The organism is Streptomyces sp. NPDC032940 (assembly GCF_040636935.1).
In the GTDB taxonomy this organism is placed as follows: Bacteria; Actinomycetota; Actinomycetes; order Streptomycetales; family Streptomycetaceae; genus Streptomyces.
Genome location: NZ_JBEZVJ010000001.1, coordinates 91,873 through 117,964, shown reverse-complemented (window position 1 = coordinate 117,964; position 26,092 = coordinate 91,873). Strand labels below are relative to the sequence as shown.

The 26,092-nt window shown below is 71.2% G+C and carries 20 protein-coding genes; 14 read left to right on the top strand and 6 right to left on the bottom strand.

Annotation, left to right across the window (positions count from 1 at the left end; genetic code table 11):
* Positions 1-3: 3 nt before the first annotated feature.
* Positions 4-1,326, bottom strand: coding sequence for a M14 family zinc carboxypeptidase (locus AB0E77_RS00510; RefSeq protein ID WP_361563450.1), 1,323 nt, complete (start codon positions 1,324-1,326; stop codon positions 4-6).
* The gene (locus AB0E77_RS00505) at positions 1,326-2,315 is read right to left on the bottom strand and encodes a LysR family transcriptional regulator (RefSeq protein ID WP_361563447.1); all 990 of its coding nucleotides are present in this window, start codon (positions 2,313-2,315) and stop codon (positions 1,326-1,328) included. Before AB0E77_RS00505 ends, AB0E77_RS00510 begins: the two co-directional genes overlap by 1 nt.
* A 101-nt stretch (positions 2,316-2,416) precedes the next feature.
* On the opposite strand from AB0E77_RS00505, the gene AB0E77_RS00500 reads away from it, so the two are divergent.
* The 8 genes from AB0E77_RS00500 (at position 2,417) to AB0E77_RS00465 (ending at position 11,521) form a co-directional block, all read left to right on the top strand.
* Positions 2,417-3,247, top strand: a complete 831-nt coding sequence (locus AB0E77_RS00500; protein ID WP_361563444.1) for an oxidoreductase — start codon at positions 2,417-2,419, stop codon at positions 3,245-3,247.
* A 182-nt stretch (positions 3,248-3,429) separates the two neighbouring features.
* Complete coding sequence (locus tag AB0E77_RS00495; protein ID WP_361563441.1) at positions 3,430-4,593, top strand: DUF4190 domain-containing protein; 1,164 nt, start codon at positions 3,430-3,432, stop codon at positions 4,591-4,593.
* A 147-nt stretch (positions 4,594-4,740) separates the two neighbouring features.
* On the top strand, positions 4,741-5,493 hold the full coding sequence (locus AB0E77_RS00490) for a GntR family transcriptional regulator (protein WP_361563438.1): 753 nt from the start codon (positions 4,741-4,743) through the stop codon (positions 5,491-5,493).
* A gap of 431 nt (positions 5,494-5,924) precedes the next feature.
* Entirely contained in the window at positions 5,925-6,104 is a 180-nt protein-coding gene (locus AB0E77_RS00485; protein ID WP_361563435.1) for an SPOR domain-containing protein, read from the top strand.
* Positions 6,105-6,114: 10 nt separating this feature from the next.
* A complete protein-coding gene (locus AB0E77_RS00480; protein WP_361563432.1) occupies positions 6,115-6,537 on the top strand; it encodes a (deoxy)nucleoside triphosphate pyrophosphohydrolase in 423 nt (140 codons plus the stop codon).
* Positions 6,538-6,667: 130 nt separating this feature from the next.
* Positions 6,668-7,114 carry an ATP-binding protein gene (locus AB0E77_RS00475; RefSeq protein WP_361563429.1) on the top strand — a complete coding sequence of 149 codons (447 nt, stop codon included), beginning with the start codon at positions 6,668-6,670 and terminating at the stop codon, positions 7,112-7,114.
* Between the two features lie 270 nt (positions 7,115-7,384).
* Entirely contained in the window at positions 7,385-10,051 is a 2,667-nt protein-coding gene (locus tag AB0E77_RS00470) for a SpoIIE family protein phosphatase (RefSeq protein WP_361563426.1), read from the top strand.
* Positions 10,052-10,291: 240 nt separating this feature from the next.
* Positions 10,292-11,521: a glycosyl hydrolase family 18 protein gene (locus AB0E77_RS00465; RefSeq protein ID WP_361563424.1), complete on the top strand. Its 1,230-nt coding sequence runs from the start codon at positions 10,292-10,294 to the stop codon at positions 11,519-11,521.
* A 19-nt stretch (positions 11,522-11,540) separates the two neighbouring features.
* On the opposite strand, the gene AB0E77_RS00460 is transcribed toward AB0E77_RS00465, so the two are convergent.
* Genes AB0E77_RS00460 through AB0E77_RS00445 form a run of 4 tightly spaced genes read right to left on the bottom strand, consistent with a single transcriptional unit; the run spans position 11,541 to position 15,389 of the window.
* Positions 11,541-12,311 (bottom strand): succinate dehydrogenase/fumarate reductase iron-sulfur subunit, encoded by a 771-nt coding sequence (locus AB0E77_RS00460; protein WP_361563421.1) that lies wholly within the window; start codon positions 12,309-12,311, stop codon positions 11,541-11,543.
* The gene (locus tag AB0E77_RS00455; protein WP_361563418.1) at positions 12,308-14,245 is read right to left on the bottom strand and encodes a fumarate reductase/succinate dehydrogenase flavoprotein subunit; all 1,938 of its coding nucleotides are present in this window, start codon (positions 14,243-14,245) and stop codon (positions 12,308-12,310) included. The genes AB0E77_RS00460 and AB0E77_RS00455 overlap by 4 nt, the downstream gene beginning before the upstream one ends.
* A complete protein-coding gene (locus AB0E77_RS00450) occupies positions 14,245-15,078 on the bottom strand; it encodes a hypothetical protein (protein WP_361563416.1) in 834 nt (277 codons plus the stop codon). The genes AB0E77_RS00455 and AB0E77_RS00450 overlap by 1 nt, the downstream gene beginning before the upstream one ends.
* A 20-nt stretch (positions 15,079-15,098) precedes the next feature.
* On the bottom strand, positions 15,099-15,389 hold the full coding sequence (locus AB0E77_RS00445) for a hypothetical protein (RefSeq protein WP_361563413.1): 291 nt from the start codon (positions 15,387-15,389) through the stop codon (positions 15,099-15,101).
* A 335-nt stretch (positions 15,390-15,724) separates the two neighbouring features.
* Here AB0E77_RS00445 and AB0E77_RS00440 point away from each other — a divergent pair, with 335 nt between their 5' ends.
* The 6 genes from AB0E77_RS00440 to AB0E77_RS00415 all read left to right on the top strand — a co-directional run bounded on the left by AB0E77_RS00440 (position 15,725) and on the right by AB0E77_RS00415 (position 26,087).
* Complete coding sequence (locus tag AB0E77_RS00440; RefSeq protein ID WP_361563410.1) at positions 15,725-17,953, top strand: ABC transporter family substrate-binding protein; 2,229 nt, start codon at positions 15,725-15,727, stop codon at positions 17,951-17,953.
* A gap of 154 nt (positions 17,954-18,107) precedes the next feature.
* Positions 18,108-20,024: a translational GTPase TypA gene (gene typA / locus AB0E77_RS00435; RefSeq protein ID WP_361563408.1), complete on the top strand. Its 1,917-nt coding sequence runs from the start codon at positions 18,108-18,110 to the stop codon at positions 20,022-20,024.
* Positions 20,025-20,972: 948 nt separating this feature from the next.
* Positions 20,973-22,007, top strand: a complete 1,035-nt coding sequence (locus AB0E77_RS00430) for an ABC transporter permease (protein ID WP_361563405.1) — start codon at positions 20,973-20,975, stop codon at positions 22,005-22,007.
* A 112-nt stretch (positions 22,008-22,119) separates the two neighbouring features.
* Positions 22,120-23,922 (top strand): ABC transporter substrate-binding protein, encoded by a 1,803-nt coding sequence (locus tag AB0E77_RS00425; protein WP_361563402.1) that lies wholly within the window; start codon positions 22,120-22,122, stop codon positions 23,920-23,922.
* Positions 23,923-24,037: 115 nt separating this feature from the next.
* Positions 24,038-25,015 (top strand): ABC transporter permease, encoded by a 978-nt coding sequence (locus AB0E77_RS00420; RefSeq protein ID WP_361563400.1) that lies wholly within the window; start codon positions 24,038-24,040, stop codon positions 25,013-25,015.
* A gap of 10 nt (positions 25,016-25,025) precedes the next feature.
* Positions 25,026-26,087 carry an ABC transporter ATP-binding protein gene (locus AB0E77_RS00415; RefSeq protein ID WP_361563397.1) on the top strand — a complete coding sequence of 354 codons (1,062 nt, stop codon included), beginning with the start codon at positions 25,026-25,028 and terminating at the stop codon, positions 26,085-26,087.
* Positions 26,088-26,092 lie beyond the last annotated feature (5 nt).

The window sequence follows — 26,092 nt, the reverse complement described above, 5'->3', positions numbered from 1 at the left end:
CCGTCAGGCCGCCTCCGCCAGCGCGGCCTCGGCCGCCGCCACGACGGTGCGGGCCTGGTGCTCCACCTGGCGCCGTACGGGCACCGGACGCAGCCGCAGGGCCCGTTCGAACTCCGCGCACCACGTGGTGAAGAGCCCCGCCAGCTCGCGGTGCAGGTCCGGGGCGGCGGGGTCGGCCGCCTCGTCCAGCAGGCGCAGCAGCAGCCCCGCCGCGCGCAGCGGCTGGCGGCGGGCCACGACGTCCAGGGCGGCGACCCGGGCCGCCGTCAGCTGCCGCGGATCCCCGGGGCCGGTCGCCTCGGCCGCCTGCCGGGCGAGTGGCCCCCAGGAGTCGGCGACCAGGTCGTAGAGGTCGTCGGCCATCCACTCCAGCACGCGCAGGGGCGCGCTGTCCCCGGCCGGCGGCAGGAACCCCCGCGCCTTGCCGAGGAGGGCGGTCACCCGCCGTCCGTCCTCCCGCACCAGCGCGGACAGGCCGCGCAGCACGTCGGCGGCCCCCTGGTGCGGGGTGAGGTCGTCGGCCAGGTCGGTCGCCCACATCGGCACCTCCACGATCGCCGTGACACCGCCGTACCGCTGAGGGGCGCACCAGGTCGACCGGCCGATGTTCTCGGACCCCGCCGCCAGCCGGGCGGTGCTGTCCGGCGGGGGCAGGACGTACACGCCGGGGCAGGGGTTCTCCCAGTACAGGGCGTCGTACGTGCCGTGCTGGACCGGGATCCCGGCCTCGTGGGCGGAGGTTTGGAAGGGGGCGGCGAGGCCGGGCAGGCCGCGGGTCAGCTGGACCCAGCTGCCTCCGGCGTCGACGTTGTGCAGAGAGCACTGCAGGAAGGGGCGGTGCTCGTCGATCACGTCGAACAGCGCCTGGCTCTCCGGGAGTTGCCGCGAGGCGATCGGTGCCCATTCCGGCTGCTCCTCGGCGACCGGGCGGAACGCGGCGCGGTAGTAGCGCGCCAGGGTGGGGGCGGGACCGCCCGTCGCCTCTTCGATCCCCTCGCTCAGCGCGGCGCCGTCCGGGTCCAGGCACAGCACGACGTCCCAGGTGACCACGGCCGGGTCGGTCGCCGGGGACGGTACGTCCCCGCGCGCCACCCGCTCCGCGAGCGCGAGCGCCGTCGCGCCGCCGACCGGCTCGTCCGGGTGCGGCCGGGCGACCACCAGCACGTGGCGCGGTCCGTGGCCGACGGACAGCATCTCGAGCGGGCGGCCCTGACGGGACGTCCCGATCCGGCGCAGACGGGCGGTTCTGGGGAACCGGGAGACCAGCCGGCGCGTGGCGTCGGCGGCCTCCGCGACGGTGGGGCAGCGGTCCGGCGGGTGTCCCATCAGGCGGCTCCCTCGGCAGTGGTCTCGGTAGGGGTGCGGGCGAGGGTGCCGCGCTTCCGTCCGGCCACCTGACGGCACGCCTCCGCATACCCCCGCACCAGCGGGCGCCCCGCGTCCTGACGGCGCCAGGCGAGCGCGTAGCGGCTGGGACTCAGCCCGCGCACCGGGCGGGTGGTGACGCCGCCCAGGGTGATCAGCGGGGCGTTGCCGGTGGCGACGAGACAGACGCCGAGGCCGGCGACGAGCGCCTCGTAGGTCTCCTCCGTGCCGGCGATCTCCGCGCCGATGCGCGGCGCCCGGCCGGCGCCCGCCGGTCCGCGCCGTTCGTCCAGGGCGCGCCGCTCGTCCAGCGCCAGCCAGAAGTCCCGCAGGACGCCCGCCTCCGGCGGCAGGGCGAGGAACGGCTCGTCGGCCAGGTCCGCGAAGTCGACCTCGGCGCGGGCCGCGAGCGGATGGGTGTCGGGGAGGGCGACCAGACGGGGCTCCTCGGCGACCACGGTCCAGGCGTACCGCTCGGCCTCGGGCAGCGGCAGCCACACGAAGGCGACGTCGGCGGTGCCGTCGGCCAGGCCCGCCGTCGGGTCGTGCCAGCCCAGCTGCCGCAGCCGGGGCGACGCCTCGGGGTGGGCCGCGGTGAAGCGGGAGCGGATCGCCGGCAGCAGGCCGCCGCGTCCGGGGCTGGTGCTCATGCCGACCACCAGGGTGCCGCGCCGGGCCGCCTGCGCCGCCCGCACCGCCTCCGCGCCCTCGGTCCAGTCCGCCAGCATCCGCCGGGCGTACGGCAGCAGCGCGGTGCCCGCGTCGGTCAGCGTCACGCCGCGCGGCTCGCGCCGGAACAGTTCGGCGCCCAACCGCCTCTCCAGCGCCCGGATCTGCTTGCTCAGCGCCGGCTGGGAGACGTACAGCCGCTCGGCCGCCCGGGTGAAGTGCAGTTCCTCGGCCACCGCCGCGAAGTACCGCAGCTCCCGCACATGCACGTCCGTCGTCATGCCCGTTGGTTATCACCGTGGGTCTTGGACCGGCAACCGCCTTTCCCGGCAGGGTGGTTGACGGCCGATGAAGAAGCGGGAAGACGAGGGAGCGAGCCGGAATGAACAAGGTGTGGCTGATCACGGGCGCGAGCAGCGGCTTCGGGCGGGCGATCGCCGAGGCGGCCCTCGCCGAGGGTGACGTGGTCGTCGGTGCGGCACGGCGGCCCGAGGGGCTCGACGACCTGGTGGCCGCGCACCCCGACCAGATGGAGGCCCTGCGCCTGGACGTCGCCGACACGGCCGCCGCGGAGGCCGCCGTGGGGGACGTGGTGGCGCGGCACGGGCGGATCGACGTGCTGGTCAACAACGCGGGCCGCACCCACGTCGGCGCCTTCGAGGAGACGGGCGAGGACGAGCTGCGGGCCCTGTTCGACGTGCACGTCTTCGGGCCGGCCGCCTTGACGCGGGCCGTGCTGCCGCACATGCGCGAGCGGCGCTCGGGCGCGATCGTGCAGATGAGCAGTATGGGCGGCCAGATGTCCTTCGCGGGCTTCTCGGCCTACAGCGGGACGAAGTTCGCGCTGGAGGGCATGAGCGAGGGGCTCGCGGACGAGGTGCGGGAGTTCGGCATCAAGGTGCTGATCGTGGAGCCGGGCGCCTTCCGCACCGGCCTGTTCGCGAGCGGCGCGGCCGGGCTCAGCGCCGACAGCGGCGTCTACGCGAAGGTGAGTGAGACCCGCGGGCTCGTCACCGGCGGTGACGGCAGCCAGCCCGGCGACCCGGCCAAGGCGGCGGCGCTCGTCCTCGCCGCCCTGGCCGCCGACGACACTCCGCTGCGGCTGCCGCTCGGCGACGACGGGGTCGGCGCGGTCCTCGGTCACCTGGACCAGGTCCGGGCGGACGTCATGGCCTGGGAGAAGCAGACCAGGGCCACCGGCTTCGACGACTGAGCCGCACACGGGCCGGGGCCGGGAGGGGCGGCCCCCCGGTCCTCCCGCCTGCCGGTATTCGCGTACCGGCTCCGCCCCGCGCGCGCTTACCATGCGGTCAGTCACGCGGCCGAACGTTCCGGACGGCCGCTCTCACCCCGCGGAGCCCTCGCGCTGCCGCATGGATCAGGAGCACGGCACCCGTGTCCATACCGCCGCCCCCCGGACCCCAGGGGCCGTACCCCCAAGGGCCGTTCTCCCAGGGGCAGTACGCCCCGCAGCAGCCCCAGCCGGTCTGGGGCGGGCCCTACGGGGCGTTCCCGCGGCAGGCGCCCGTCAACGGCGTGGCCATCGCCGCGCTCGTCCTCGGCCTGCTCTGTTTCGTCCCGGCGGCCGGACTCGTGCTGGGCCTGATCGCCCTGCGCCAGATCCGGCGGAAGGGCGAGCGGGGCAAGGGGCTCGCCGTGGCCGGTTCCGTGCTCTCCTCCGTGGGACTCGCCCTGTGGGTGGTCTCGCTCTCCACGGGCGCCGCCGCCGACTTCTGGCAGGGCTTCCGGGATGCCGCCCGGGGCGAGGGCACCGCGTACGCCCTCTCCGAGGGGCAGTGCTTCACCACGCCCGACGGGGCTCTGCAAGGGGTCGCCTACGACGTCGACGTCGTGCCCTGCGACCAGGAGCACGACGGCGAGGTCTTCGCCGCCTTCGACCTGCCCGGCGGCTCCTACCCCGGCGACGACGAGATCACCCGGTCCGCCGACGACCGGTGCTACGCGCTCCAGGACGCCTACGCCATGGACCGTTGGGCCCTGCCCGCCGACGTCGACGTCTACTACCTGACGCCGACCCGGCAGAGCTGGCGCATGGGCGACCGCGAGATCACCTGCCTGTTCGGCAACACGGACGAGAGCGGCACGCTGACCGGTTCGCTGCGCAAGGACGCCATGACGCTCGACCCGCACCAGTACGCCTACCTCGCGGCGGAGGGCGTCCTCAACCGGGCCATGGACGAGATGCCCGAGGCCGAGACCGTCGAGGAGGACTTCCCGGCGTACGGGGTCTGGGCCGGGCAGGTCTCCGAGGCGCTGGTCCGGGAGACCGGGATGCTGCGCGGCCGCAGCTGGCCCGCCGAGTCCGAGCAGGAGGTCGCCGGCCTGCTCACCGACCTCGACGAGGCCCAGAAGGAGTGGGGCCTCGCGGCGAAGGCCACCGACGTCGACACCTACTACGAGCACTACGACAAGGCCTTCGACCTCATCGAGGCCGACTCGACGGTCACCGCACGCAAGGCCCTGGGGCTGTCCACGTCGCCTCCGGAGTACGTCGAGGACGGCGGCGACGGGGGAGACGGCACCGGCATGGAGGTGTGAGGGCGTCCACAGCGGGGAGAAAGTGCCTGCGTGAAGCCCTCCGACGGCACACGTCATCACTTCGGGTGAATCTCTGGCCTTCGCTTGCCTGGTACAACCTACGGTTGCCACGCTGTTGCTGTCTGTACAACCTGATGGGAGCGGCCAGTGACATTCGGTGAGCAGCCGGCGTACCTGCGTGTCGCGGGTGATCTCCGCAAGAAGATCGTCGACGGCCTGCTGGCGCCGCACACCCGCCTCCCCTCCCAGGCCCGGATCCGCGAGGAGTACGGCGTCTCGGACACCGTCGCCCTGGAGGCGCGCAAGGTGCTCATGGCCGAAGGGCTGGTCGAGGGTCGCTCGGGTTCCGGCACCTATGTGCGCGAGCGGCCCGTGCCCCGGCGCATCGCCCGCTCCGGGTACCGGCCGGCCGGCGGGGCCACGCCGTTCCGGCAGGAGCAGGCCGACGCGGGCTCCCGCGGCACCTGGGAGTCCCGCAGTGAACAGACCGAGGCGAGCGGCGCCGTCGCCGAGCGGCTCGGGATCAAGGCCGGGGACCGGGTGATGTGCACGCGTTACGTCTTCCGGGAGGGTGGCGAGGCGATGATGCTCTCCACCTCCTGGGAGCCGCTCGACCTCACCGGCCGCACGCCCGTGATGCTGCCCGAGGAGGGTCCCTTGGGCGGCATGGGCGTCGTCGAGCGGATGGCCGCCATCGACGTCGTCGTGGACAACGTCACCGAGGAGGTCGGCGCCCGCCCCGGCCTCGCCGAGGAGCTGCTCGCCCTGGGCGGCGTCCCCGGACACGTGGTGCTGGTCGTCCAGCGCACCTTCTACGCATCGGGCCGCGCGGTCGAGACGGCCGACGTGGTCGTCCCGGCCGACCGGTACCGGGTGGCGTACCACCTGCCCGTCAAGTAGGGCCTGGGGCACCCGGGTACGGCCACCCGCCCCTCGAACAGGGCCCCCGCCCACCGAGCCGGGCCCCGTCCGCCGTCGACCGGACACGCCGCCCTGTGAGATGGCGCACGCCTCCGTGCGCCTCTCGCGCCCCCTCGCCCGCGTCCGCACCGTGCCCCGCACCCCGCGCCACCACCCCGCACGGTGACGCTCTCGTCGTTCCCGCAGGTCGCCTCCGCCGCGCCGGATACTCCCGGGACCGGAAGCACCGGTGTCGCGCGACGGCGCATCCGGCATCGTGCGCCCCCTGCGTTCTGGCTGGTTGCGTACCTCTTTGTGAAAAGCCGTATTCGCTGCGTAAAGGTTAGGCGTAGGCTCGGGCATATGCGGATTGCGGTTTCCTCGACGTGCGGGGCGTGCGGGGTGCCGCGGGTGGGAAGCGGAGGGGCGCGATGAACGACAGCACGGTCACTCTTCCCTGGCTGGTCTTCCGCCAGGACGACAACGGCAATCGCTACCGCGTGGGCCGGTACGCGACCCGGGCCGAGGCGCAGGAGATCGCGGACACGCTCGACGGCCGCGGCCACAAACAGCTCTACTGGGTCGAGAAACTCACCCCGCCGGACAACTAGGCTCCCCTGTATGACGGAACGGATCGTGGTGGGCGCCGCGCTGCTCGACGGCGGGCGCCTGCTCGCCGCGCGGCGCAGCGCACCGGCCGAGCTGGCCGGACGGTGGGAACTGCCCGGCGGCAAGGTCGAAGCGGGCGAGACGCCCGAGGCGGCCCTCGTGCGCGAGCTGCGCGAGGAACTCGGCGTGTCCGCCGAGGCGGGCGAGCGCGTCCCGGGCCAGTGGCCGCTCAGACCCCCTTACGTCCTCCAGGTGTGGACCGCCCGCCTGCTGCCCGGCTCCGCCGCTCCCGAACCCCTCGAGGACCACGACACCCTGCGCTGGCTGGCCCCCGCCGAGATCTGGGACGTGCCCTGGCTCGACCAGGACGTACCGGCCGTCGAGCGGGCGCTCGCGCACCTGGCGCCGGAGGCGAAGGGCGCGCCGGGCGCGTGAAGGAGCAGGCGCCGGTGACCCGCACGCCGCCGGTGCTTCAACGCGCCTGCGAGGCCACCGGTGTCCTCACGGACGGTACCGGAACCCTGATAACGGGTATAAGTCGATTAATCCCACGAAACCGGACAGAGTGGGGTTGCCGGCCTGGGAAGTGATCGGCGTGACCGACCCCGAAGACGACTGCGCCGAAGTCGAATGGGTCTTCCCGGGAGAGCCGGGCTCCGTGCGGACCGCGCGCTCCCTCGTGCGCGACCGGCTGCGCGCATGGAATCTCGACAGCGTCGACGACATCACGACCCTGCTGGTCAGCGAGCTGGTCACCAACGCCCTGCGGCACGCGACCGGCCCTATCGGGGTCCGTCTCGTCCTCCGCCCCGACGGGCCCGAAGGCCTTGACGGCGTCCTGCTCGTGGAGGTCTCCGACCCGATCCCGGACCCGCCCCGCCGGCGTGCCGCCCGCCCCGAGGACGAGGACGGCCGAGGGCTCCAGCTGGTGGCCTCCTCCGCCCGCCGCTGGGGTACCCGGCCCGGCGGGAACGGCAAGACGGTCTGGTTCGAACTCGCGGTGCCCCGATGAGGGACCGGCGGCCGCGCCGGGACGCCCCCGCATCCGGTAGCGTCCCGACCGCCGACCGGTTCAGGCCAGTGGCAGTTGTCGGCGTACGTGATTCGATGCCGTGTCCGCTGGTTAGAAGACTGGAAGTGTTGTCACGGTCCGGACCGAAAAGCATCGGGACCGTGCTGTGATCGTGAACACCGTGTTGTGCGGCGCCGTAGTGCTGGATACTGCGGGCAGCCGCTCCCGGTGACCGGTGCCGGGTGCGGTGAGCTGGAGGGGACGGTTCGCGTGAGCGAGATACCAGCGAGGGCCACGGAGTCCGAGGGTCCGTCGGACCGTGCCGGGGCCGGCGCCGCGGGTGCCACGGGCGCGGCCCGGGCCGCGACGGGCACCGGTCACGGCGGCGGCCCGTCCGGCGGCTCGTCCGGTGACGCGGTGTGGCAGAGCAGCCCGCCCGGCTCCATGTACGACTACATCAAGGTCGCGTCCTTCTCCATCGGCCCCGACGGCCTCGTCGACCAGTGGAGCCTGCGCGCCGAGCAACTCCTCGGCATCCCCGCCGAACAGGCCGTCGGCACCGACCCCATCGAGACGTTCATCGACCCCGACCTGCGGGCCCGGGGCCAGCGCAAGATGGCGGAGATCCTCGACGGACGCGAGTGGACCGGCGTGGTCCCCTTCCGCGCACCGGCCGTGCGCACCGAGGACGGCGGACGCGAGCGCCGCGGGCCGCGCGGCCTCGCCGAGGTGTACGTCATGCCGACGCGCACGGAGGACGGCGAGAAGGCCGCCGTCTGCATCGTCGTCGACGTCCGCACCCTGCGCACCATCGAGACCGACCTCGCCGCCTCGCAGGCCATTTTCGGCCAGTCTCCGTTCGGCTTCCTGCTGATCGACCCCGAACTGCGGGTGCGCCGCGCCAACCAGCGGTTCGCCTCCGTCTTCGGCGGCACGCCCGACACCCACCGCGGCAAGGGCGTCCACGACTATCTGTCGCGCGCCGAGGCCGACCGGGTCTCCGCCACCCTGCGCCGGGTGCTGGAGACCGGCGAGTCCATCACCGACATGCACGTCACGGGCTTCGTGCCCGGGTCCGACGAGCGCCGCCACTGGTCCGTCAACCTCTACCGGGTGCACAGCGGTTCGGGCCGGCCCATCGGCGTCGCCTGGCTCGGCACCGACATCACCGCCCGCCGCGCCGCCGCCCGCGAGGCCGCCGCCGCCCGGCGCAACCTCGCCCTCCTCAACGACGCCGGCGCCCGCATCGGCAACTCCCTCGACCTGGAGACCACCGCCCGCGAACTCCTCGACGTCGTCGTGCCCGGATTCTGCGACCTGGCCACCGTCGACCTCTACCAGGGCCTGCTGGCCGGCGACGAAACCCCGCCCGGCCTCGCCGACGGCAGCGCCGAACTGCGCCGCGTGGCCTTCTCCAGCGCCGTCTCCGACGCGCCCTTCCACGACGGCGGCGAACGGGTCAAGCTCGGCGCCGTCCACCACTATCCGTTCAACTCGCCCTGCGCGGACGCCCTGCGCACGGCACGCCCGCGCACCGTGCCCGCCGAGGACGGCGGTCTCGTGCAGTCCACGCTCGCCGTCCCCATGGTCGCCCACGACACCGTCGTGGGACTCGCGCAGTTCGCCCGCACCAAGGGCAGCGAACCGTTCGGGGACCGCGACCGCGGTCTCGCCGTCGAACTGGCGGCGCGGGCCGCCGTCTGCATCGACAACGCCCGCCTCTACCGGCGCGAGCACGAACGCGCGCTGATCCTCCAGCGCTCCCTGCTGCCGCCCGGCGACCCCGAGGCCTCCGGACTCGACATCGCCTGCCGCTATCTCCCCGGCAGCGCGGCCACCGGCCGGCCCAGCGAGGTCGGCGGCGACTGGTTCGACGTCATCGAACTCCCCGGCCACCGAACCGCCCTGGTCGTCGGCGACGTCATGGGCCGCGGCCTGCGCGCCGCCGTCGCGATGGGCGAACTGCGCACCGCCGTACGGACGCTGGCACAACTCGACCTCGAACCGGCCGAGGTGCTCTCCCACCTGGACGAGATCGCCCGCGGCCTGGGCGCCCCAGGAGGCGTGCAGCAGGCGACGCGGGCCGCGCGGCGGCCCCGCGAGGCCGACCTGTCCGAGGTCTACCTCGCGACCTGCGTCTACGCCGTCTATGACTCGGTGACCCGGCGCTGCACCTTCGCCAACGCCGGCCACCTGCCGCCCGTCCTGGTCGAGCCCGGCGAGAGCGCGCTGATGCTGGACGTGCCGCCGGGCCTGCCGCTCGGCGTCGGCGGCGAGCCCTTCGAGGAGGTGGAGGTCGAACTGCCTGAGGGCGCCCTGCTCGCGCTCTACACGGATGGACTGGTCGAAAGCCGCGACCACCCGCTGGACGAGGGCCTCCAGGCCTTCGTCGGCGCGCTCACCGATCCCGCCCGTCCCCTCGAGGACGTGTGCGACCAGGTTCTCGACACCCTCGGCAGCCACCACGGCGAGGACGACATCGCCCTGCTGATGGCCCGAGTCCAGGGACTGCCCGCCGAGTCCGTCGGCGACTGGACCCTGCCGCGCGAGCCGCGCAGCGTCGGCCGGGCCCGCGAGTACGCCCGCGCGCAACTGCTCAGCTGGGACATGGAAGACCTGGTCGACACCACCGAGCTGCTGGTGAGCGAGCTGGTCACCAACGCGCTGCGGTACGGCGAGGGCGAGATCAGGCTCCGCCTCCTGCTCGACCGCACCCTGGTCTGCGAGGTCTGGGACTCCGGCCTGGTCCAGCCACGCCGGCGCCGCGCCCGCGACACCGACGAGGGCGGCCGCGGTCTGCAACTGGTCGGCCTGCTCAGCGCGGCCTGGGGCTCACGCCGTACGCCGCGCGGGAAGACGGTGTGGTTCGAGCTGCCCCTGCCGGGCGACGAGACCCAGCTGACCGACCCGGCGGAGGCCCTGCTGAGCCTCTTCTGACCCGCCCCGGCGTCGTACGGGTGCGGGCCCGCCGGATGCGGCGCATCCTGCCGTATCCGGCGAGCAGCAGCGCCGCCCCGGCCGTGACCAGGGGCGGCACCAGGTCGGCGGAGATCATCACGACACACCCCTGACCGCAACCGGAACACCGGTTCGAGTCGTCCCCGGTGGCAACACGCTCGGAGCGTATGCGCCGGAACAGGCCACCGCGACCGGGGACGGCCACAGGGAGGGGACACCGTGGAGGACACGGACCGCAGAGACACCGAGCGGAAGGCCGAGCCGACAGCCGACCCGGCACCTGAACCGAAGGCCGAGCCGACAGCCGACCCGGCACCTGAACCGAAGGCCGAGCCGACAGCCGACCCGAAGGCCGGTCCGTCAGCTGAGCCGGTTGCCGGTCCCGCAGCCGAAGCGGCAGCCGATCGGGCAGCCGCGGACGCCGATCAGCCCCCACGGAGGAAGAAGCGGCTCCGCCGTACCCGCCGCATCGCCCTCACCGTCCTCCTCGTCCTGCTGATCCCCCTCCTCACCGCCGAGGCCGCCCTCCGCGTCAACTACATGGGCGACCCCGCCGACGGCACCCACACCCGCAACCGCGACGCGATCTGGCTCGGCCACGCCTGGGTCGACGGCCGCAAGACCGACACGGACCTCACCGCGCTCGCCCGCAGCCTGAAGACCACCGGCATCCGCGACCTCTACGTCCACACCGGCCCGATGGAGCACGACGGCACGCTGCCCAAGTCGCTGTATCCGCGGGCGCGCTGGCTGACCGAGGCGGTGCACCGGGAGATGCCCGGCGTCCGCGTCCAGGCCTTCCTGGGCGACGTCCTCGCCACCGAGAGCCCCGACGGCATGCGGCTGGAGAAGGCCGCCACCCGGGCCGCGGTCGTACGCTCGGCCCGCCAGGTCCTGGACGTCGGCTACGACGGGGTCCACCTCGACCTGGAGCCGCTCCACTCCGGCGACCGGAACTACCTGTCCCTCCTGGACGACCTGCACGCCGTGACCCGGACCGAGGGCGCGCAGCTCTCGGTGGCCGCCCACCAGATCGACCCGCTCCCGGGCTTCCACTCCTTCTGGGGCACGGTCGCGGGGCACCCCAAGTGGTGGTCGCAGGAGTTCTTCGGCCAGGTCGCCCGCCGCGTCGACCAGATCGCCGTCATGTCGTACGACACCATGCAGCCCCTGGAGAGCCTGTACGGCGGCTACGTCGCCCAGCAGACCTCCCTCGCCCTGGAGGTCACACCGCCCACCACCCATCTGCTGATGGGCCTGCCCTTCTACCACGAGAACCGTTTCGGCCACTGGAATCACGCCGAGACCGTCTCCGCCGCCGTCCGCGGGGTCCGCCTGGGACTGTCCCGCACGGACGCCGACCGCGAACGTTTCGGTGTCGCCGCTTACATCGACTTCGCCGCGACGGAGGAGGACTGGACGGCGTACCGCGAGGGCTGGGTCCGCTAGCCGCGGCCCCGGCCGCGGGTCAGGACGACCGGCGCCTGATCTTCGAACCGAGCCACACCAGCGGGTCGTACTTGCGGTCCACGACCCGCTCCTTCAACGGGATCAGCGCGTTGTCCGTGATCCGGATGCCCTCGGGGCAGACCTCCGTGCAGCACTTGGTGATGTTGCAGTAGCCGAGACCGTGCTCGTCCTGGGCCGTGCGTCCCCGGTCCAGGCCGGTCTCCGGCGCCGCGTCCAGCGGGTGCATGTCCAGCTCGGCGACCCGCATGAGGAAGCGCGGACCGGCGAAGGCCGGCTTGTTCTCCTCGTGGTCGCGGACGACGTGACAGGTGTCCTGGCACAGGAAGCACTCGATGCACTTGCGGAACTCCTGCGAGCGGTCCACGTCCTCCTGCATCATCCGGTACTCGCCCGGCCCCAGGCCGGCGGGCGGGACGAACGCCGGGACCTCGCGGGCCTTCGCGTAGTTGAAGCCGACGTCCGTCACCAGGTCCCGGACGACGGGGAAGGCCCGCAGCGGGGTGACGGTGACCGTCTCCTCGCGGCCGAAGACCGACATGCGGGTCATGCACATCAGCCGCGGACGCCCGTTGACCTCCGCCGAGCACGAACCGCACTTGCCGGCCTTGCAGTTCCAGCGCACGGCGAGATCGGGGGCCTGGGTGGCCTGGATGCGGTGGATGATGTCGAGGACCACCTCGCCCTCGTTCACCTCGACACGGAAGTCCTCCAGTCCACCGCCCTCGGCGTCGCCCCGCCACACCTCGAACCGGGCCTCGTAGCCGCTCATTCGGTCAGCTCCTCCTCGGCGAGGTACTTGACCAGCTCCTCCTTCTCGAAGAGGGCGAGCAGGTCGGGGCGGATCGGCTCGGTGGTCTCCCGTTCCAGGCTGATCTGGCCGTGCTCCGGGTCCGTCGCCGCCAGGCCGCCGGTCGGGTCGGCCAGCGAGCACAGCAGGTTGACCGCACGCCACCGCCGGTCCATCGACGGACGGTCCTCGCGGGTGTGCCCGCCGCGCGACTCGGTGCGTTCCAGCGCCGCCCGCGCCACGCACTCGCTGACCAGCAGCATGTTGCGCAGGTCCAGGGCGAGGTGCCAGCCCGGATTGAACTGCCGGTGCCCCTCCACACCGGCCCGCCGGGCCCGTATCCGCAGCTCGGCCAGCTTCTCCAGGGCCTGCTTCATCTCCGGTTCGCGGCGGATGATGCCGACCAGGTCGTTCATGGTCTGCTGGAGTTCCTGGTGCAGGGTGTAAGGGTTCTCCGGCGGACCCTCGTCGGGTTCCTCCGTCTCGGCGGAGAACGGCCGCAGCGCCTCCGCGGCGGCCGCCGCGACCTGGTCGTCGTCCACCCGGGGCCGTGCACCGGGCTCCCGGTCCGCCGCGTGGCCGGCCGCGTGCCGGCCCGCCCGGCGCCCGAACACCAGCAGGTCGGACAGCGAGTTGCCGCCGAGCCGGTTGGAGCCGTGCATGCCGCCGGCCACCTCACCGGCCGCGTACAGTCCCGGCACCCCGCGCGCGGCGGCGGTGTCGGAGTCGACGGCGATGCCGCCCATCACGTAGTGGCACGTGGGCCCGACCTCCATCGCCTCGGTCGTGATGTCGACGTCGGCCAGCTCCTTGAACTGGTGGTACATGGACGGCAGCCGGCGCCGGATCACGTCGGCCGGCATCCGCGTCGACACGTCCAGGAAGACCCCGCCGTGCGGGGAGCCCCGGCCCTCCTTCACCTCGGCGTTGATCGCGCGGGCGACCTCGTCGCGGGGGAGGAGCTCGGGCGGCCGCCGGTGGTGGTCCGGGTCGTCGTACCAGCGGTCGGCCTCCTCCCCCGACTCGGCGTACTTCTCCTTGAAGACGTCGGGGACGTAGTCGAACATGAACCGCTTGCCGTCCGCGTTCCTGAGCACCCCGCCGTCGCCGCGCACCGACTCGGTGACGAGGATGCCCTTGACCGACGGCGGCCAGACCATGCCCGTCGGGTGGAACTGCACGAACTCCATGTTCAGCAGCGGCGCCCCGGCCAGCAGCGCCAGCGCGTGACCGTCGCTGGTGTACTCCCACGAGTTCGACGTCACCTTGAAGGACTTGCCGATGCCGCCCGTGGCGATCACCACCGAGGGCGCCTGGAGGACGAAGAAGCGGCCGCTCTCGCGCTCGTAGCCGAAGACGCCCGAGACCTCCCGGCCCTCCTTGAGCACACGGGTGACCGTGCACTCCTGGAACACCCTCAGCCGGGACTCGTGGTCGCCGGTCTCCCGGAAGTCCTCCTGCTGGAGGGAGACGATCTTCTGTTGGAGCGTACGGATCAGCTCCAGACCGGTGCGGTCGCCGACGTGCGCGAGGCGCGGGTACTCGTGGCCGCCGAAGTTGCGCTGCGAGATCCGGCCGTCCTTCGTCCGGTCGAACAGCGCGCCCCAGGTCTCCAGCTCCCACACCCGCTGCGGGGCCTCCTGGGCGTGGAGCTCGGCCATCCGCCACTGGTTGAGGAACTTGCCGCCGCGCATGGTGTCGCGGAAGTGGACCTGCCAGTCGTCGCCCGGGTTGACGTTGCCCATGGCGGCCGTGATGCCGCCCTCGGCCATCACGGTGTGCGCCTTGCCGAACAGCGACTTGCAGATCACGGCCGTACGGGCGCCCCGCTCCCGGGCCTCGATCGCGGCGCGCAGCCCGGCGCCGCCCGCGCCCACCACGACGACGTCCCACTCCTGCCGGTCGACCACGGACATCAGAACAACCTCGGATCGTCGAAGGCACCGGACGCGACGAGATACACGTAGAAGTCGGCGAGCGCCACGCTCACCAGAGACGCCCAGGCGAGGGCCATGTGCCGGGCGTTGAGCCTGCCGGCCAGACGCCACGCGCGGTAGCGCACGGGATGCCGGGAGAAGTGCCGGAGCTTGCCGCCGACGATGTGCCGGCAGGAGTGGCAGGAGAGGGTGTACGCCCAGATCAGCACGATGTTGGCGAGGAACACCAGGGTGCCGAGCCCCATGTGGCCCCAGGCGTAGTGCTCGTCGCGGAAGGCGAGCACCGTGTCGTAGGTGAGGATGCCGGCGACCGGGAGCGCCGCGTAGAAGAAGTACCGGTGGACGTTCTGCAGGATCAGCGGGAAGCGGGTCTCGCCGGTGTACGTCCCGTGCGGCTCGGCCACCGCGCAGGCCGGCGGAGACGCCCAGAAGCCCCGGTAGTAGGCCTTCCGGTAGTAGTAGCAGGTCAGGCGGAAGCCGAGCGGGAAGACCAGGATGAGGATCGCGGGGGACAGGCCCCACCAGGAGCCGAACAGCTCCCCGTTGGGACCGGAACGCATCGGCTCGCAGTTCTCCGCGAGGCACGGGGAGTAGAAGGGCGAGACGTACGGCGCCGCGTAGTAGTCGGCGTTCGCGAAGGCCCGCCAGGTCGAGTAGGCGATGAAGGCCAGCAGCCCGGCGACGGTGGCGGCCGGCGCCAGCCACCAGCGGTCGGTGCGCAGGTGCGGGGCGCGGATGGCGGCGCGGGCCGGTGAGCGGACGCCGCCGCGGGATCGGGGGTCCGTGTCGGGTGGTTCCGTTCCAGTGGCCACGGTGCGGCTCCGGGTCGGGGTCAGGGGGCGCGGCGGTCGCGGGCGCCGAGGCCCTCGTCGTCCGAGTCCGTCCACAGGGAGCCGTCGTACGGCGTGTCGGGGATCGGGACGAGGTCGGGCCGCTTGGCCGCGGCGGGGGAGGCGGCCGCCGCCCGCAGCAGCGCGACGCTCTCCCGCAGGTGGTCGGCGTCGGTGCGGACCCGGCGCATCTCCAGTCCGTCGCCGCCGAGCTGCTGTGCCAGCCGGCTCACCGAGCGGGACAGGTCGTCGAGGCAGCGCTGGAGGGATGACAGGTCGTCGTGCACGGACATGACGTGACCTCACTTCCATCGGGCCGGCACCCGGCCGGCCCTGGACGGCGACGTTCATGCGCCTGCGAGTGTCGCGCGTCACACCTTCCGCTGGGAAGGCACGTGCACGGATTGGCCGGGGCGTACAGGTGCGCGATGCGGTGCGTTCCGCCGCACGGGTGGGCTTGCGTACCGCCGCCGCCGTGTCTCCCCGCCTCGCCGAACCGTTTCCTCTTCAGTGGCCGCATACCGCACGGATACAAATGATCAACTCCAAATACCGCAAAAGCGATCACCGTGGACGTGATCACCGTGGACGTGATCACCAGCCCCGCGGCCCACCGGAGGTAGCAGAGATGTCCCACGTCGGCGTCGGACCCCGCGCGGTCATGCGCTCGGTCGCCTTCCTCACCGCGGGTGTGCTCGCGCTCCCCGCGCTGGCCGGATGCAGCTCCGAGGACCCCTCCGGCAAGCCCCTCGCCGGACAGGACATCGCCCTCGCCTCCCGCGCCCGCATCGCCGACGGCGGCACCCTGCACTGGGCCGTGGACTCCGTGCCGGACACCCTGAACACCTTCCAGTCGGACGCCGACGCCACCACGACCCGCGTCGCCCAGGCCGTGCTGCCCTCGATGTACCGGATGGACGCGACCGGCCGCCCGGTGCGCAACCCCGACTACCTGGAGTCCGCGAAGGTCGTCGACACCGAGCCCAAGCAGGTCGTGCTCTACAAGCTCAACCAGCAGGCCGTGTGGAGCGACGGCCGGGAGATCGGGGCCGCCGACTTCGCCGCCCAGTGGCGCGCCCTGTCCGGCAAGGACAGCGCCTACTGGACCGCCCGCAACGCCGGCTACGACCGGATCGAGAAGATCGAGCGCGGCAAGGGGAACCTCGAGGTCAAGGTCACCTTCAGCCGGCCCTACGCCGACTGGCGGTCGCTGTTCACGCCGCTGTACCCGAAGGACGTCATGGGCACCCCGGACTCCTTCAACGACGGGGCCCGGCGCAAGCTCAAGGTCACCGCCGGGCCCTTCTCGCTGAAGAAGGTCGACACCAAGGCCGACGAGGTCGTCCTCACCCGCAACCCCCGCTGGTGGGGCACCCAGCCCAAGCTCTCCGAGATCGTGCTGCGCGCCGTGCCGCGCGACGAGCGGGTCTCCGCGCTCACCGGCGGCAAGGTCGACCTCGCCGAGATCGACCCCGAGACCGCCGAGCAGGTCGCGCTGGCCTCAGGCCCCCGGGACACGGGGAGCAGCGCCCCGGTCATGGGTGCGAGCGGCAGCCCGGCCGCGGGCGGCACGCCGCTGCCCGGGCCCGACGGCAAGCGGTCCGCCGCGGACGACCTGCGCTCCTGGGCCGTCGCCAACGGCTCCGACGAGGAGGCCGCCGACGAGGAGACCCTCGCCCGCGAGGAGCGCCGCGAGGCCGCGGAGAAGTACCAGCGCCGGCAGGAGGCCCTGCGGGGATTCGAGCTCCGCAAGTCGCTCGAGCCCGCCTACACCCAGCTCGCCCTCAACGGCGCCGACGGCCCCCTCGCCGACGAGCGCGTCCGCCGCGCCGTCGCCCGCGCCCTGGACCGGAAAGCCCTGGCCAAGGCGGTGCTGAAGCCGCTGGGCCTGCCGGCCGAGCCCGTGGGCAGCCACCTCGCCCTGGCCGGCCAGCCCGCCTACGCCGACAACAGCGGAGCGCTCGGCGGACCGGACGCCAAGGAAGCCCGCGCCCTCCTCGCGGACGCCGGGTGGGTGCCCGGCGGGCCCGTGGACGAGCGGGAGAAGGGGGAGAAGGCGGCCGGCGCCGAGGGAGAGAAGAGCGAGGACGGCGAGAAGGACAAGGACGAGAAGACCGAGGGCGACGACGGCACCTACATCGTCGGCGAGGACGACAAGAACGACGACACCGACCGGGAGAGCGGCGAGCGGCACCGGAGCGGGAAGAACACCGCCCAGGGCGGCGCCCCCGGCGCCTACGCCCCCAAGGGAACCGCCGCCCCGGCCGGCCGGGCGGTGAAGCCGCTGGCCAAGGACGGCAAGGCCCTCACCCTGCGCTTCGTGCTCCCCTCCGGCCCCGGCTCCGAGGCGCTGCGCACCGTGGCGGACCGCATCTCGGCCATGCTGAAGAAGGTCGGCATCACCACCGACATCACCAAGGTCTCCGACGAGAGCTACTTCAAGGACCACATCGCCTCCGGCGAGTACGACCTGGCGCTCTACTCCTGGCCGACCACCGCCTTCCCCGCCACCGACGCCCGCCCCATCTACGCCAAGCCCGTGCCGGCCGCCGACGGCTCCCTGAACGTCGCGCAGAACTACACCCGGGTCGGCACCGACCAGGTCGACCAGCTCTTCGACCAGGCCCTGGGCACGCTGGACGAGGACGAGGCCCGCGACCTGCTGCGCAAGGCCGACTCGCGGATCTGGGCGGCGGCGGGCTCCATCCCCCTCTATCAGCGCCCCCAGCTGACCGCCGCCCGCAAGAACCTCGTCAACGCCGGCGCCTTCGGTTTCGGCACCCCCGTCTACGAGGACATGGGCTTCCTGAAGAAGGGCGCCGAGGGCGCGCCGCGGTCGGCGAGCCCCTCGTCCTGACCCGGCCTTCCCGGCCCCCGGACACGGCCCGGCAAGCCCCTGCCCCCGCGGCCCCGTACCATTGGGTGAGGCCGTGGCATGTAGCGCCCGGCAGGCCCGCGTGACACGGACGTCCGCGAGGGCCGTCCTCACACCCTCCGGGAGTACGCCACACATGGCTGTGTCTGTTACGCGTCACAACATCCGCAACGTCGCCATCGTCGCCCACGTCGACCACGGCAAGACCACCATCGTCGACGGGATGCTCAAGCAGGCCGGTGCCTTCGCCGCGCACCAGCTCGACTCCGTCGACGACCGCATGATGGACTCGAACGACCTGGAGCGTGAGAAGGGCATCACGATCCTGGCCAAGAACACGGCGGTGAAGTACCACCCGAAGGACGGCGGGGAGCCGATCACGATCAACATCATCGACACCCCCGGCCACGCCGACTTCGGTGGCGAGGTCGAGCGCGGTCTGTCGATGGTCGACGGTGTCGTCCTGCTCGTGGACGCCTCCGAGGGTCCGCTGCCGCAGACCCGCTTCGTGCTGCGCAAGGCGCTCAGCCAGCGGCTGCCGATCATCCTGTGCATCAACAAGACGGACCGGCCGGACGCCCGGATCGACGAGGTCGTCAACGAGACGTACGACCTCTTCCTCGACCTGGACGCCGACGAGGAGCAGATCGAGTTCCCGATCGTCTACGCCTGCGGCCGTGACGGCGTCGCCTCCCTGACCAAGCCGGAGGACGGCACGGTGCCGGGCGACTCCGACAGCCTGGAGCCGTTCTTCTCGACGATCCTGGAGCACATCCCCGCCCCCACCTACGAGGAGGGCGCCCCGCTCCAGGCCCACGTCACCAACCTGGACGCCGACAACTTCCTCGGCCGCATCGCGCTGCTCCGCGTCCACCAGGGCGAGCTGAAGAAGGGGCAGACCGTCGCCTGGATGAAGCGCGACGGCTCCGTCACCAACGTGCGCATCTCCGAGCTGATGATGACCGAGGCGCTCACCCGCAAGCCGGCCGAGAAGGCGGGCCCCGGTGACATCTGCGCCGTCGCCGGCATCCCGGAGATCATGATCGGTGAGACGCTGGCCGATCCCGAGAACCCGGTCCCGCTGCCGCTGATCACGGTGGACGAGCCCGCGATCTCCATGACCATCGGCACCAACACCTCCCCGCTGGTCGGCCGCGGCGCCACCGGCAAGGGCGCCGACAACAAGGCGGCAGTCAAGGACCGCAAGGTCACCGCCCGCCAGGTCAAGGACCGCCTGGACCGCGAGCTGATCGGCAACGTCTCGCTCCGCGTCCTGGAGACCGACCGCCCGGACGCCTGGGAGGTGCAGGGCCGCGGTGAGCTGGCGCTCGCCATCCTGGTCGAGACCATGCGCCGCGAGGGCTACGAGCTGACCGTCGGCAAGCCCCAGGTCGTCACCAAGGAGGTCGAGGGCAAGACGTACGAGCCCGTCGAGCGCATGACGATCGACGTGCCCGAGGAGCACATGGGCGCCGTCACGCAGCTCATGGGCGTGCGCAAGGGCCGGATGGACAACATGTCCAACCACGGCTCGGGCTGGGTCCGCATGGAGTTCGTCGTCCCCTCCCGCGGCCTGATCGGCTTCCGCACGGAGTTCCTGACCCAGACCCGCGGCACCGGCATCGCCCACTCCATCCACGAGGGCCACGAGCCCTGGTTCGGCACCCTCACGACCCGTAACAACGGTTCGCTGGTCGCCGACCGGGCCGGCGCCGTCACCGCGTTCGCGATGACGAACCTCCAGGAGCGCGGCGTGCTCTTCACCGAGCCCGGCACCGAGGTGTACGAGGGCATGATCGTCGGCGAGAACTCCCGCGCCGACGACATGGACGTCAACATCACCAAGGAGAAGAAGCTCACCAACATGCGGTCGTCCACGGCCGATGTGACCGAGTCGATCGTCCCGCCGCGCAAGCTGTCGCTGGAGCAGTCGCTGGAGTTCTGCCGTGACGACGAGTGCGTCGAGGTGACCCCGGAGGCCGTCCGCATCCGCAAGGTGAACCTGGACGCCCGCGAGCGCGCCCGCGCCGCGAGCCGCGCCAAGCACGGCTGACCCACACCGCCGAACGGCGCCGGGCGCCCCTTCCGAGGGGTGCCCGGCGCCGTTTTCGCGTCTTCGGTGCGATCCTCGGAGGAAGGGGCCGGCGGAGGCTCTGGAGCGGGGCTCGCGAAAGCGTAGGGAAAACCCTCTATTTCGTGACGGGACGCCGTCCGGGGGCCCGGTTCGCACTACCCTGCCCGCAAGTCACGCGGCCGTACGGGCCGGTGGGGCGGGATTCGCGTCACCGAGGCCGACGAGCCCGTGCACGGAGCGTGCTGAGCACGGGACATGCCTGTCGGCACCCTGCACGGCGGGCACGTTACTCGCAATCTCTTTTCCCGACACAGGTGTCCGCTATGCGGGCACCCGCTCCCGATAGATGTGTAACAAGTCCGTTTCGCAGTGATCTCTCACCAAACCCTTTGTCCGGATTTTGGAAGATCTAGCCCCTATCTGTGATCGAACCGAGACCTCGAGAGTGTGGTTCGGTCCCTGGCGGATGGCAGATAGTTAGGCGCGTAGAGCTCGTATGAACGGGTCACGCGCTGACGGCGCCGACTCGCGAGCGCGGGGGCACTTGGCGGATCTCAGGCACCGGTGACGGGGCCGGGAGTTGTCGTGTGCTCCTCTTTGCGGTGAACCAGCGGATTCATGAGGAGGAACCCATGCGAGGTGCCACAAGCGCCATATGGGTCGCGTCGTCCCCGGTGGCAGGTGCAGGTGCCGTGGGTGGGTTCAGTTCCGTTGCCTTCGCCGCGGTGGCGATCCGGTGGCGCGGACTTCCTTGACGGGTCGCTCCCGTGGCCGGCCGGTGCCGGCCGCGAGCCAGGGTTCCCCAAGGGCGGGTTCGCCGCCAGTCGTTGTTCCCCTCGCGCGCTTCGAATGACATACGCCGTGCGAAGGCCGTCGGACCACTCGTGCACTGCCGACGGTCTCCAACACCTGTGAAATGGACGAATCATGACGAGTCCAATCGAGATTGAGGGTGCTGAGGCCTCTTCCGTCTTGGACAAGGAGAGCGCACCCCAGGGTGACGCCAAGAAGTCGAAGAAGTCTTCTGAGGGGCGCACCCCCGGGCAGTTGATGTGGAGTCGCTTCAAGCGCGACCGGGCCGGCGTCATCTCTGCCTTCATCGTCCTGTTCTTCTTCGTCATCGCGGCTGCGGCGCCGCTGATTTCGAAGGTGTACGGCAAGGACCCGTATACGCTCTACGGCCAGGAGAACCCCGACCTCCTGGACATGTTCACCATGCCCGCGAAGCCGGCCGGCGGCATCGACGGCGAGTTCTGGTTCGGCATCGAGCCAGGCCTCGGCCGCGACGTCTTCACCCAGCTGCTGTACGGCATGCGGACGTCCATCGCCACGGCGCTGGCCGCGACCATCATCATGACGGTGCTGGGCGTGCTGATCGGCCTGGCCGGAGGCTACTTCGGCGGCAAGATCGACTACTGGCTCGGCCGGGTGACCGACTTCTTCATGGCGCTGCCCAGCCAGCTGTTCTTCGTCGCCGCGATGCCCGTGATCACCACGGTGTTCGTCGCCCCGGACGAGGAGACGCCCACCTACGTGCGCACTTCGGCGATCATCATCGTGCTGGCCTTCCTGGGATGGATGAGCATGGCGCGTATCGTCCGCGCCGCCACGCTGTCCCTGCGGGACCGGGAGTTCGTCGAGGCGGCGCGCATCTCCGGTGCCTCGTCCTGGCGGATCATCCGCAAGGAACTGCTGCCCAACATCGTCACCCCGACGCTGGTGCAGGCGACCCTCACGCTGCCGAGCACCATCCTCAGCATCGCCTTCCTCTCCTTCGTGGGTGTGGGATACGTCGAACCCACGCCGGACTGGGGCCGGATGTTCGCCATCGGCGCGGACATCGTGGAGCAGGACCCCTACTACATGCTCTTCCCCGGTGTCGCCATGGTGATCTTCATGGTGGCCTTCAACCTCCTCGGCGACTCGGTGCGGGACGCCTTCGATCCCAAGACGGGCCGCTGAGCCCCCACGGGGACTCCTCGCTCTGCCCCTCGGTCGGGCCCGGTGCCACACAGCCCGTCTCCGGCCACGTATCAGCAGTGCTCACTACTCACAGGCAGGTGGATTCGACTCCATGAGCATCTTCCGAAACCGCACCGCTACGGCCGCGCTCGTCGCGGTGGCGGCGGGCGCCCTGACCCTCACCGCCTGCGGCGGCGGCGACAGCGGCAACTCGTCCAAGGACAACAGCAAGAGCAAGCAGGACGCCGCGTCGCAGTCCAAGCCCGTGCAGATCGGCGACGCCGCGGCGTCGACCGGTCCCGCGGCAGAGGTGCCCGGCGCCAAGCCCGGCGGCGTTGCGACCGTGTACCAGGAGGACGACTTCTCCCACCTGGACCCGGGCCAGATCTACGTCTCGGACGGCAAGCTGCTCAGCCGCCTCATCTACCGCGGCCTGACCCAGTACTCCGAGGACGACAAGGGCAACCTGACCGTTGTGGGCGACCTCGCCACCGACGCGGGCAAGGTGTCCGACGGGGGCAAGACCTGGACGTACACCCTCAAGGACAACCTGAAGGACGAGAACGGCAACCCGATCAACTCGGCGGACATCCGCCACTCGGTCGAGCGCCTGTACGCGTCCTACATCACGGACGGTCCGACCTACCTGCAGCAGTGGCTGTCGGGTGCCGGCACCACCTACCGCAAGGCCTACGAGGGCCCGGACAAGGGCAAGCACCTGCCCGACTCCGTCCTGTCGACGCCGGACGACAAGACGGTCGTCTTCCACTTCAAGGAGGCGCAGCCCGACCTTCCGCAGATGCTGACCATGCCCGGTTACAGCGTCGTCCCGGAGGAGACGGACACCAAGGAGAAGTACGACAGCGACCCGGTCGCCACCGGTCCGTACAAGATCGCGGACTTCAAGCCGGGCAAGTCGATGAAGCTGGTGAAGAACACCCAGTGGGACCCCAAGTCCGACTCGGTGCGCCACCAGTACGTGGACGGCTTCAACATCAGCATGAACCACGATGACGAAGACCAGACCAAGACCCTCCTCGCCGACCAGGGTGAGGCCAAGAACGCGATGATGTTCACGGGTCAGGTCGCGACCACGCAGCTGCAGAAGGTCGTCAGCGACAAGAACGCGATGAAGAACCGCACGATCCAGGGCTACGCGCCCTACGTGTGGCAGCTGAACTTCAACCTGGACCGCGTCAAGGACAAGAAGCTCCGTGACGCCATCGCCCTGGCCCTGCCGGCCTCCGCGGTCTTCAAGGCCGACGGTGGCGCCTACGGCGGTGAGGTCGCCAACTCGCTGATGTCGCCCACCACTCCGGGCTACGACGAGAAGTACGACCCCTTCCACCGCGCCACGAAGCCGAACGGTGACATCGAGGCCGCCAAGAAGCTGATCAAGGAAGGCGGCTTCGAGGGCAAGAAGCTCGTCTACGCCTACGGCAACACGCCGACCCGTCAGCAGCAGGCCGTCCTGATCGCCGACGCCCTGGGCAAGATCGGCCTCGACATCCAGAAGAAGGAGATCGACTCCGCGACCTGGTACGAGCAGGTCGGCAAGGTCAAGAACGGCTACGACCTCTACATGACCGGCTGGGGCCAGGACTGGCCGTCCGCCTCCACGGTCATCCCGCCGTCGTACGACGGCACGCAGATCCAGGACGGCGCGTCGAACTACTCGCACATCAACGACCCGCACGTGAACTCGGAGATCGCCCGGATCCTGAAGATCACGGACACCGCCGAGGCCACCAAGGCGTGGGCCGAGCTGAACCAGTACATCACCGACAAGATCAACCCGGCCGCGCCGATCTACTACACCAAGGTCTTCCAGATCTTCGGTTCGAACATCGGCGGCATCCGCTACAGCTCCGACTCGAGCTATGTGGACGTCACCCGGATCTTCCTCAAGAAGTAGTCCGTCCTGTCGGGAAACCGGTGGTGGGTGCGCGGCGGAGCGCCCACCACCGGGGCCCGGACCCTCTTTTAGACCTCCCAACCGATTGCCGCCGTCCTGAGAGCAGCTGCCTGCCATGCTTCAATTCCTCATTCGCCGGACGTTCGGCGCGGCGCTGATTCTGCTGTTGATCAGTGCGTTCACGTTCTTCATGTTCTTCGCGATCCCGCAGGACCCGGCCACGCTGGCCTGTGGCAAGAACTGCACCCCGGACGCGCTGGCGATCATCCACAAGAACCTCGGCCTCGACTCGCCGGTCCCGGTCCAGTACTGGAACTTCCTGGTCGGCATCTTCGCCGGCCGTGACTTCGCCGTCGGCCACTGTGCCGCACCCTGCTTCGGTGTCTCCTTCGCGAACAACCAGAACGTCTGGGACACGATCCTCGACCGCTTCCCGCTGACCATCTCGCTGACCGTCGGCAGCCTCCTGGTCTTCCTCGTCGTCGGTCTCGGCGCCGGCATGCTGGCCGCGAAGTACCGGGGCACGTGGCTGGACAAGGTGTTCAGCTCCGGCTCGCTGGTGATCAGCTCCTTCCAGATCTACTTCCTCGGCCCGCTGGTGGTCCTCGCCCTGGTGTACAGCACCGGCTGGCTGGAGAAGCCGAAGTACGTGCCGTTCTCCGAGGACCTGGGCGGCTGGTTCATGGGGCTGCTGATCCCCTGGGTCGTCATGGCGACCATCTTCACCGCCAACTACACCCGTATGAGCCGTTCCTCGATGGTCGAGCAACTGCAGGAAGAACACGTGAAGGCCGCCCGCGCCAAGGGCATGTCGGGCAACTACGTCTTCTTCCGCTACGCCTGGCGCGGCTCGCTCATCCCCATCGTCACCATCCTCGGCATCGACCTGTCGGCGCTGCTGGGCGGCGGCATGGTGACCGAGATGACGTTCGGCCTGGCCGGCATCGGCCGGCTCGCGCTGGATTCCGTGCGTGACAAGGACCTGCCGATGCTGATGGGCGTCATGCTGGTCAGCGCCGCGTTCATCATCGTCTGCAACCTGATCGTGGACGCGCTGTACGCCGTCATCGACCCGCGCGTGCGCCTGTCCTAGGAGAACCACCGTGACCACTCAGACCAAGCCCGAAGAGGCCGCGGCCGCCGCCGCGGGGGACGCCTTCCTGTCGGTGCGCGACCTCAAGGTCCACTTCTCCACCGAGGGCGGCATCGTCAAGGCGGTGGACGGGCTCTCCTTCGACCTGGAGCGCGGCAGGACGCTCGGCATCGTGGGCGAGTCCGGCTCCGGCAAGTCGGTGACCAACCTGGCCGTCCTCGGCCTGCACAACCGCAAGAAGACCGCCATCGACGGGTCGATCACACTGGACGGTCAGGAGCTGACCGACGCCAGTGAGAAGCAGATGGAACAGCTGCGCGGCAAGAAGATGGCGATGATCTTCCAGGACGCGCTCACCGCCCTGTCGCCGTACTACACGGTCGGCCGCCAGATCGGCGAGCCGTTCATGAAGCACACCGGCGCCTCCAAGAAGGACGCCCGGGTGCGCGCCATCGACCTGCTGGAGAAGGTGGGCATCCCCCACCCGCAGCAGCGCGTCGACGACTACCCGCACCAGTTCTCCGGCGGTATGCGCCAGCGCGCCATGATCGCCATGGCGCTCGCGTGCGACCCCGACCTGCTGATCGCCGACGAGCCGACCACGGCGCTCGACGTGACCGTGCAGGCGCAGATCCTGGACCTGCTCAAGGACCTCCAGCAGGAGTTCGGCTCCGCGATCATCATGATCACCCACGACCTGGGCGTGGTCGCCAACATGGCCGACGACATCCTGGTGATGTACGCAGGCCGTGCCGTCGAGCGCGGCACGGTGCGCGAGGTGCTCAAGACGCCCCAGCACCCCTACACCTGGGGCCTGCTGGGCTCGATGCCGAGGCTCTCCTCGGACGTCGACGAGCCGCTGATGCCGATCCCCGGATCGCCGCCGTCGCTGCTGAACCCGCCCACGGGGTGCGCGTTCCACCCGCGGTGCGCGTTCACCGACAAGGTGCCCGGCGGCCGTTGCTCGGGCGAGCGTCCGACGCTCGCCCCGGGCCGCGCGGCCGCCTGCCACCTGACGGCGGAACAGCGGCAGCAGGTGTTCATCGAGACGATTCAGCCCCGGCTGGGCTGAGCGGA

Coding starts and splice junctions, on each gene's coding strand:
- AB0E77_RS00510 (WP_361563450.1), bottom strand. CDS start 1,326: ATGGGACACCCGCCGGACCGCTGCCCCACCGTCGCGGAGGCCGCCGAC.
- AB0E77_RS00505 (WP_361563447.1), bottom strand. CDS start 2,315: ATGACGACGGACGTGCATGTGCGGGAGCTGCGGTACTTCGCGGCGGTG.
- AB0E77_RS00500 (WP_361563444.1), top strand. CDS start 2,417: ATGAACAAGGTGTGGCTGATCACGGGCGCGAGCAGCGGCTTCGGGCGG.
- AB0E77_RS00485 (WP_361563435.1), top strand. CDS start 5,925: ATGAACGACAGCACGGTCACTCTTCCCTGGCTGGTCTTCCGCCAGGAC.
- AB0E77_RS00480 (WP_361563432.1), top strand. CDS start 6,115: ATGACGGAACGGATCGTGGTGGGCGCCGCGCTGCTCGACGGCGGGCGC.
- AB0E77_RS00460 (WP_361563421.1), bottom strand. CDS start 12,311: ATGAGCGGCTACGAGGCCCGGTTCGAGGTGTGGCGGGGCGACGCCGAG.
- AB0E77_RS00455 (WP_361563418.1), bottom strand. CDS start 14,245: ATGTCCGTGGTCGACCGGCAGGAGTGGGACGTCGTCGTGGTGGGCGCG.
- AB0E77_RS00445 (WP_361563413.1), bottom strand. CDS start 15,389: ATGTCCGTGCACGACGACCTGTCATCCCTCCAGCGCTGCCTCGACGAC.
- AB0E77_RS00440 (WP_361563410.1), top strand. CDS start 15,725: ATGTCCCACGTCGGCGTCGGACCCCGCGCGGTCATGCGCTCGGTCGCC.
- typA (WP_361563408.1), top strand. CDS start 18,108: ATGGCTGTGTCTGTTACGCGTCACAACATCCGCAACGTCGCCATCGTC.
- AB0E77_RS00430 (WP_361563405.1), top strand. CDS start 20,973: ATGACGAGTCCAATCGAGATTGAGGGTGCTGAGGCCTCTTCCGTCTTG.
- AB0E77_RS00425 (WP_361563402.1), top strand. CDS start 22,120: ATGAGCATCTTCCGAAACCGCACCGCTACGGCCGCGCTCGTCGCGGTG.
- AB0E77_RS00420 (WP_361563400.1), top strand. CDS start 24,038: ATGCTTCAATTCCTCATTCGCCGGACGTTCGGCGCGGCGCTGATTCTG.